This window comes from Frankia sp. CoWAU3 (assembly GCF_977971855.1).
On record NZ_CDWWXB010000155.1, the window covers coordinates 1 to 8,138 of the forward strand.

The 8,138-nt window shown below is 71.0% G+C and carries 7 protein-coding genes; all 7 read left to right on the plus strand.

Going from position 1 to position 8,138, the window contains the following annotated elements:
• Positions 1 to 1,447, plus strand: a 1,447-nt coding sequence (locus AC08ON_RS13405) for a class I adenylate-forming enzyme family protein (protein WP_476617088.1), incomplete at its 5' end; no start/stop codon positions are given.
• Between the two features lie 164 nt (positions 1,448 to 1,611).
• Positions 1,612 to 2,955: an ABC transporter substrate-binding protein gene (locus tag AC08ON_RS13410; RefSeq protein WP_476617089.1), complete on the plus strand. Its 1,344-nt coding sequence runs from the start codon at positions 1,612 to 1,614 to the stop codon at positions 2,953 to 2,955.
• The gene (locus AC08ON_RS13415) at positions 2,952 to 3,905 is read left to right on the plus strand and encodes an ABC transporter permease (protein WP_476607781.1); all 954 of its coding nucleotides are present in this window, start codon (positions 2,952 to 2,954) and stop codon (positions 3,903 to 3,905) included. The genes AC08ON_RS13410 and AC08ON_RS13415 overlap by 4 nt, the downstream gene beginning before the upstream one ends.
• Before the next feature lie 89 nt (positions 3,906 to 3,994).
• A complete protein-coding gene (locus tag AC08ON_RS13420; RefSeq protein ID WP_476607780.1) occupies positions 3,995 to 4,777 on the plus strand; it encodes an ABC transporter permease in 783 nt (260 codons plus the stop codon).
• Positions 4,774 to 6,339: an ABC transporter ATP-binding protein gene (locus tag AC08ON_RS13425; RefSeq protein ID WP_476607779.1), complete on the plus strand. Its 1,566-nt coding sequence runs from the start codon at positions 4,774 to 4,776 to the stop codon at positions 6,337 to 6,339. The genes AC08ON_RS13420 and AC08ON_RS13425 overlap by 4 nt, the downstream gene beginning before the upstream one ends.
• A 36-nt stretch (positions 6,340 to 6,375) precedes the next feature.
• A complete protein-coding gene (locus tag AC08ON_RS13430) occupies positions 6,376 to 7,872 on the plus strand; it encodes an MFS transporter (protein ID WP_476607778.1) in 1,497 nt (498 codons plus the stop codon).
• 52 nt (positions 7,873 to 7,924) lie between these two features.
• Positions 7,925 to 8,138 (plus strand): DUF6039 family protein (locus AC08ON_RS13435; RefSeq protein WP_476617090.1); only part of this gene is annotated, 214 nt, incomplete at its 3' end.

The following is an 8,138-nucleotide window of genomic DNA, read 5'->3' on the forward strand; positions in this document are numbered from 1 at the left end:
GGACGGGCCCACCTTCGCGGAGTGGGATCGGCGCGCGACCTCGGTGGCCTACGGGCTACTGGCCCGCGGCGGGAGCACCGGGACGCGGGTGGCCCTGTTGTTCGAGGGCATGGACTGGGGGGCGTACGCGGTCGCCTATCTGGGGCTGCTCAAGGCGGGGGCCACTGCGGTGCACCTGAACACCGGCCTCGCGCCGGCCGAGGTCGCCCGTCGGCTGACGCAGTGCCGGGTCGCGGGGATCATCCACGCGCCGGCGCTGACCGCGCCCGCCGACTTCGGCGGCTGGACGGCGACTCCCGCCGACCTCGACTCGGGGATCACCGACCCGGTGCCGGTCGAGATCTCGCCACTCGACATCTCCGACATCCACTACACCTCGGGCACGACCGGACTGCCCAAGGCGTACCAGGTGCCGCACGGCAACCTGACCTACGGCCGTTCGCCGAGCTGGTTCAAGCAGTTCGGCGACGCCGAATACATGCTCGTGCCGATGGTCCTGGGCACCGGAACCAGCGCCACGGTCATCAACATCGCGCTGTCCTCGCCCGCGGTGGTCGTGCTTGTGGACCCGCGTTCGACGGAGCGGATGGGCGAACTGGCCGCATCGCTGCGCGTCGGCTCGGTCATGCTCACGCCGGTCATCGCGCTGGACATCATCGAGCGGAAGCTGACCGAACGCTACGACCTGTCCAGCGTGCACACGCTGGCGTGCGGCTCGGCGCCGCTGGCCCCGGCGACGGCGAACACCCTGCTCGCGATGTTTCCCGGCGTGAAGATCTCTACGGCCTGCTCGCAGTCCGAGGCAGGGCCGGCGCTGGTGGTGAACGTCTACGATCCCGAGTGCCCGACGAGCGTGGGCAGGCCGAGCCCGATCACGGAGTTGCAGATCGCGGACAAGCACGGCGAGCCCGCGCTGACTGGTGCCGTCGGCGAGATCTGGCTGCGCACGCCCGCGCCCAGGCGCACCTACCTCGACCTGCCGGAGATCACCGACGAGCTGCTGGTCGACGGCTGGCACCGCACCGGCGACCTGGGCCGCCTCGACGACGAGGGCCGGCTGCACCTGTTCGACCGGGTCGTGGATGTGATCCGGGTCGGCGGCGTGATGGTCTCCTCGCTGGAGGTGGAGGCGGCGGCGTACGGCTGCCCAGGGGTGCGCGAGTGCGCGGCGATCGGCGTGTCCGATCCGGTGGACGGCCAGCGCGTGCTGCTGGTCGCCCGCCTCGCGCCCTCGACGACGGTGGCCGAGCTCGAGGCGCACCTCGACGCGCGGCTGGACGAGCGTCGGCGGCCGGTGCGGATCGTGCTGTCCGGCCCGCTGCCTCGCACGCTCAACGGCAAGGTGCTCAAGCGCGAGCTGCGCGCGCAGTACGGCGCTCCCGGCCGTAGCCCCGCCGCGGACGTTGTCCATCAGCGGTCTGAGAACACGGGGGATATTTCATGGTGAGCCGGCGCGGATTCCTGGCCGTGAGCGCGGGCGCGGTGGGCGCATTCTCGCTCGGCGCCTGCAGCAGTTCGAGCAGCCCGAGCTCGTCTGCGTCCTCGGGCTCGGTCAAGCTCCGCGTAGCCGCTGCCGACACCACCGGTAGCTCAGGGCTCGATATCAGGACAATGGGATATGGCGCCAGCTATGTGGTGATGTACCACCTCTACGACTCGCTGGCCCATCTCACCGGCTCCGGGTACAGCCTCGGCCTGGCGTCGTCGGTTTCGTCCAACAGGGATGCCACGACGTGGACCATCAAGCTGCACGACGGCGCCACCTTCCACAACGGCGCCCCGGTGCGGGCCACCGACGTCGCCTTTACCTTCAAGACCCTGGCCTCGCCGCACAGCAACCGAGCCTCGGTCTTCGCGGTCATGGACACCGCCGCCATCACCACACCCGACGACCTGACCGTCGTCGTGCCGCTCAAGGCCGCCCGCGGCGACTTCGTCGAGTCGATCCTGGCGATCTTCTCGCCGATCATCCCTGCGGGCACGACGAACTTCAGCGTGGGCATCGGCTCCGGGCCGTTCAAGTACGCCGGGCAGAGCGAGGGCACGATCAAGCTGATGCGCAACGACTCCTACTGGGGCACCAGGCCGACGATCACCGAGCTCGACGTGGTGCAGATCGCCGACGCCGACACCAGGCTCAGTGCCCTGAAATCAGGGCAGGTGGACTACGCCGTCTCGATCAGCGCGGTCGGCGCGCAGGCCGCCGTGGCCAGTCCCGGCATCAACGTGATCCGCGGCGGGGCAGCGAACTCGAACGCACTGTCCTTCGCCATGAACACCACGCTCCCGCCGTTCAACGATCCGCGCGTGCCGCAGGCGGTGCGCATGACCGCCGACCGCAACGCGCTGATCCGGAACGCGCTGCTCGGCTTCGGCACCGTGGGCGACGACGTCGTGGGAAAGGGCTTGGGCGGCTATGACACGTCGCTGCCGCGGCGCGATCAGGATCAGGCCCAGGCCCGCGCTCTGTTCTCGGCGGCTGGGGTCAGCTCGCTCACCCTGGACACGGCGGAGATCGTACCAGGCATGACCAACGCCGCCCGCCTACTCGCGCAGCAGCTCTCGGCGGTCGGCGTGACGCTGAACCTCAACCAGATACCGCCACACTCTTACTATGCTGACCTGGCCGCGCTCGTCAAGCGGCCGTTCCAGGCCTTCTATTATGACAACCGGCCGATCGAGGTGCACCTCGGAGCGGTCACCGCGCCCGGGTCCCCCTTCAACGTGACCGGCCTGGGCAGGAGCTGGTGGACGAAGCTCGCCGCGGCGCAGGCCGAGCCGAACGCCACGCAGCGTGCCGCGCTGTTCGACGAGCTGCAGCAGTATCTCCACCGGTCCGGCGGCGACCTGCTCTGGGCCTTCCAGGAGGAGCTTGACGCGTCCCGCCCCGGGATCAGCAGGGTGCAGACCGTGCAGTCGACGCCGGTGTTCCGCACCGCCACGGTCACGGCGTGAGTCTCGTCCGAACCCTCGCCGGCAGGGTGCTCTCCGCGCTGGGCACCCTGCTCGGCGTGTCCCTGTTGTTGTTCGGGTGCTGCAACCTGGTGCCGGGTAAGACCGCCACGGCCGTGCTCGGCCCAGGAGCGAGCGCCGTCCAGATCGCGCAGTTCAACCATGCGGCCGGGCTGGACCGGCCGCTGGTCTCGCAGTACCTGGCCTGGCTCGGGCGCGCGGCGCGCGGCGATCTCGGGCAGAGCTGGGTGCGGAACGAGCCGGTATCCTCGGTGATCGGCAGCGCGCTCGGCGCCACGCTGATCCTGGTCGCCCTCGCTGGCGGCCTCACCGTGCTCGGCTCGCTGGCGGTGGGCGTGTACGCGGGGCTGCGGCCGGGCCGCGCGGTGGACACCCTGCTCACCGCCGCGTCGGTCACCCTCGTCTCCATCCCGCAGTTCGTGCTGGTCTCGCTGGCGGTGCTCGTCTTCGCGACCTGGCTGCACTGGCTCCCGGCGGTCTCGCTGGTGCCCTTCGGCGAGACGCCTTTTTCCCGGCCGAAGATACTCGCGCTGCCGGTTGCGGCGCTCGCCTCGTTCGGCATCGCCTGGGCGGGACGGCTCGTGCGTGCGTCCGTGCTGGACGCCTCGCGCAGCCCGCACGTCGAGGCGAGCAGGCTCGCTGGTCTGTCGGAGTGGGCCGTGGTGCGCCGCCACCTGCTGCCCTCGGTCGCGGGCCCGGTCTCGCAGACGCTGGCATGGCTGGTGGGCGCGCTGGTCGGCGGAACCGCCGTGGTAGAACGCCTGTTCGCCTATCCGGGGCTCTCGCAGCCGCTGACCGAATCGGTCACCCGGCACGACACGCCGGTGGTCGAGGGCGCCGGGCTGCTGCTTGCCGCGATCATCTTAACTGCGCTCATCCTCGCGGACATCATCGGCCTGATCGCCGATCCGCGAACGAGGACGCCCCGATGACCGGCGGCTCGCTCACCGCGCCCGACACGGCGCCCCGCGCCCAGAAGACGGCACCCGCGGGCCGGGGCACGTCAGCGCGACGGCGCCGGGTGCCGGGCTGGCGCATCGCGGCGATCGTGCCCGGTGCGCTCGCCGCCATGCTGGCCCTCATCGGCAGTCGGCTGCCGCACATTCAGCCGTCGCGGATCGTCGCCGCGCCCTATGCTCGGGCAGGACACGGCCTGTGGCTCGGCGCCGACAGCGCGGGCCGCGACGTCCTCGCGCAGGTGCTCTGCGGAGGCCGCGCGCTGGTGCTGATCCCGGTCGCGGCGACCCTGCTGACCGCGGTTCTCGGCTGCGCGCTCGGGATTCCGGCGGGGTATTTGGGCGGCCGGGCCCGGCAGGTCCTCGCCGCCGTCGAGGACGTGCTGATCGCGCTCCCGCCGGTGCTCGTGCTGCTTACGCTGCTCGACGGCTGGGGCTATTCGGCGTGGTCGCTGATCACCGTGGTCGCGCTGACCGGCGTGCCGGTGGTCTCCCGGGTAGCGCGCAGCGCCACGTTCCAGGTGCGCAACCTCGGCTTCGTCGACCAGGCGGTGGCCCTCGGCGACGGCCGCGCGACCGTCATGGTGCGCGAGATCCTGCCGAACATCCTCGGCCCGCTGCTCGCCGATGCGGGCGCCCGCCTGGCCCTGGCCATCACGCTCACCGCCTCGGCCGGCTTCCTCGGCTTCGGCCCGGACACGCCGAACTGGGGGGCCATGGTCAGCGCCAACATCGAAGGGATCTCGCTTTCGCCCTGGGGCGTGCTGGTGCCGGGTGCACTGCTGGCCCTGCTGACCATCGGCGTCAACCTCGCACTCGACATGGTAGCCGCGAGGTTCGAGGCATGATCAATCTCTACGAACTCACCATCGAGACCGCGGACGCCAGCCGCGTGGTGGTGGACCGGCTCGACCTCGCTCTTGCGCCGGGCGAGCGGGTCGCCGTGGTCGGGGAATCCGGTTCGGGCAAGACAACGCTGGCGCTCGCGATGCTCGGGCTGGTGCGCGACGGGCTGCGCGTGGCCGGGGGTCGCGTCGAGGTCGCCGGGCACGACGTGCTCAGATTGGCCCCGCGTCCGCTGCGCGCGTACCGGCGAGGAGTCGTCTCGTACCTGCCGCAGGACCCCGCCTCCGCGCTCACCCCGTCGATGCGGGTTCGAGCGCTGCTGACCGAACTCGTTCCGCAGGACACCGATCCCGCCGTCGAGGAACGGCTGGCCGCGGTGGGCCTACCCGCCGACAAGGCGTTCCAGCGCCGGTACCCGCACGAGCTGTCCGGCGGGCAGCGGCAGCGGGTGGCCGTCGCCCGTGCGCTTTCGAACCGGCCCTGCGTGCTGATCCTCGACGAGCCAACCACCGGCCTCGACGCGGTCAACCGCGGAGTGGTGCTGGACACGGTGGGCGCGGTCGTCGCCGAGTACGGCCTGACCATGCTCTTCATCACCCACGACCTGACTGCGGCCCGCCGGATCACCGACCGGATGGTCGTGCTGCACCGCGGCCGCGCGGTGGACGACGGTCCGACCGGCGCGCTGCTCGACGCGCCGGTCGTGGACTACACGCGGCGGTTCGTGGACAGCGTCCCATCCCTTGACGAGGCGGCCGACCGGGTCGATGAGCCCTCGGCGCGGACCGACGCGCCGCTCCTGGAAATCAGGGAACTGACAGCAGGGCACGGTTCACGCCGGTCCGCGCGGCTGACCGCGGACGGCGTGAGCCTTCAGCTGCGGCGGCGCGAATGCCTCGCGATCGTCGGCGAATCCGGTACCGGGAAGACCACGCTGCTGCGTTGCGTCAGCGGGCATCAGCGTCCGATCTCCGGCACCGTCCTGCTCGACGGCGAGCCACTGCCGGCCCGGCTGCGCGACCGCAGCATCACCCAGCGCGGCGCGGTGCAGCTGATCAGCCAGGACCCCGCGGGCACTCTCAATCCGCGGCGCAGCGTTGGCGCGGCGCTCGAGCGGCCGCTGTGCGTGCTGCGCGGGATGGCCGCCGCCGAGGCGGCCGAGGAGCGCGACAGGCTGCTGACAGAGGTGGGGCTCGATCCGGCCGTGGCCGCCCGCCGCCCGCGGCGGCTGTCCGGCGGCCAACAGCAGCGCGTCGCCATCGCCCGTGCGCTCGCGGCGCGACCGCGCGTGCTGTTGTGCGACGAGATCACCGCTAGCCTCGACGTGCGCGTGCAGGCCGGGGTAGTCGACTTGCTCCGGCGGCTGATCGAGTTCGAACATCTCGCCGTCGTGCTGGTTACCCACGATCTTCCGCTCGCGGCCCGGCTCGCGGACCGCGTGCTGATCCTCGCTGACGGGCGGATCCGCGAAGAGGGACCCACCGGGCGCGTCCTGCCGCGCCTGACCGACCTGTGGACCCGCCCGCTCGTGGCGGGCGCGAGTTCGGGCCCCGCAAAGCGGTGAGTCACACGCACCACAGAACAAGGGCTGGAGTAAACCATGGCAGAGGTCCTGATGAACGACTCCGCGGGGCAGCCCCCGCGCGGCGCTGCGGACGAGGCGCCACCGCAGGCGGCGAGCCGCCCGGCGATCAGCCCCGTAGTGCTGCCACTGCTCCTGCTGGCCGAGTTCATGATCCAGGTCGACGCCACGATCGTGAACGTCGCGCTGCCCACCATCAAGTCCGACCTCGGATTCACCAACGGCTCGCTGGCCTGGGTGGTCAACGGCTACGTGCTCGCCCACGGCTCCCTGCTGTTGCTCGGTGGCCGGCTCGCGGACGTCCTCGGCCGGCGCAGCCTGCTGATGATCGGCATCACCGTGTTCACCGTCGCCTCGGCGGTGTGCGTGTTCTCGACCCTCCCGCAGGAGCTCGTCCTCGCGCGCGTGGTGGAGGGCGCGGGCGGTGCGGCCATCGCTCCCGCGGTGCTCTCGCTGATCATCACGATGTTCCCGGAGAGCAAGCCGCGCGCCTCCGCGCTCTCGGCCTGGGGCGCCGCGGCAGCCTGTGGCTCGGTGTTCGGCTCGCTCATCGGTGGCGCGCTGACCACCGGCGTCGGCTGGCGCTGGGTGTTCATCATCAACCTGCCGATCGGCGCCGCGGTGCTGCTGTTCACCCCATGGGTGATGGCGGCGGGCCGCTCGGAGCGGCCACCGAAGCTGGACCCCTTCGGGGCCGGAGCGATCACCCTCACCCTGTTCGCCCTTGTCTACGCGGTCATCGGCACGGAGACCCACGGCTGGCGCTCCGCCCAAACGATCGCGTTGCTGGCGGTCGCGGCCGTACTGCTGCTCGTGTTCATCGCGGTGGAACGGCGGCACGACGACCCGATCCTGCCCGCGCGGCTGCTGGTCAGGCGTAACACTGCCGGATCCATCGCCACCACGGTCCTGTTCGGCTCGGCCCAGCTGGGCTGCTTCTTCTTCGTGACCCTGTACCTCCAGCAGGTCTGCGGCTACTCGGCGCTGCGCACGGGGCTGGCGTACCTGCCGATCATGGTTGGCTTCGGTGTCTCCTCTGGCCTCGGCAACTCGCTGGTCAAGGGGCGCGACGGGGTGCGCGCGAGCCTGGCCGTCGGTCTACCGTTGATCGCCGCGGGCCTGTTCTGGCTGGCCACCGTACCGGTGCATGGCGGCTTCTGGGCGCACATCGCTGGTCCGACGCTGATCACCGGCCTGGGTCTCGGCCTGACCTACGTGCCGCTGTCGGTCGCGGTCACCGCCGACGCGGACCCCGAGAACACCGGCGTGGCCTCGGCCCTGTTCACCTCCTCGCTCATGGTCGGCAGCGCGGTCGGCCTCGCGGTCTTCTCCACCGTCTCCAGTGGCCGGACCTCCGTCCTGCTGGCCGCCGGTCACCGTCAGGTGGATGCGTTCGTCGGCGGATTCCACCGGGTGTTCTTCATCGGCGGGGTGCTCGCACTCGTCGCAATGGTGATGGCGCTTTTGGTTCTCCGCTTCGCCGGCACCGGTCTGCTCAGAAATGAGCAGACCTGATCCCCGGCACAGCCTAATGTCGGGTGCAGGATCCGCGACCGTGAGGTGGACTATGATTCGGTATTCTGAGGTAGAAGGCGAGCGCGCCGAAATCGTGCCGCCGGCCCAGCACCAGACCGCGGTTCCCGCCGCGGAACTGTTGGACACCGCGGGCGTGGTCGTGGAACGGGTCGCGCAGGTACGCGCGGAGTTTCGGAACGAGGCGCGGAAGTTCGCGCGGGAGCTCGCCGAGCATATCAACAAGCGGCAAAACGGAACGGCCACTG

Excerpts from the sequence above, each read along its gene's own strand:
- AC08ON_RS13410 (WP_476617089.1), top strand. The coding sequence starts at position 1,612 with ATGGGATATGGCGCCAGCTATGTGGTGATGTACCACCTCTACGACTCG.
- AC08ON_RS13425 (WP_476607779.1), top strand. The coding sequence starts at position 4,774 with ATGATCAATCTCTACGAACTCACCATCGAGACCGCGGACGCCAGCCGC.
- AC08ON_RS13430 (WP_476607778.1), top strand. The coding sequence starts at position 6,376 with ATGGCAGAGGTCCTGATGAACGACTCCGCGGGGCAGCCCCCGCGCGGC.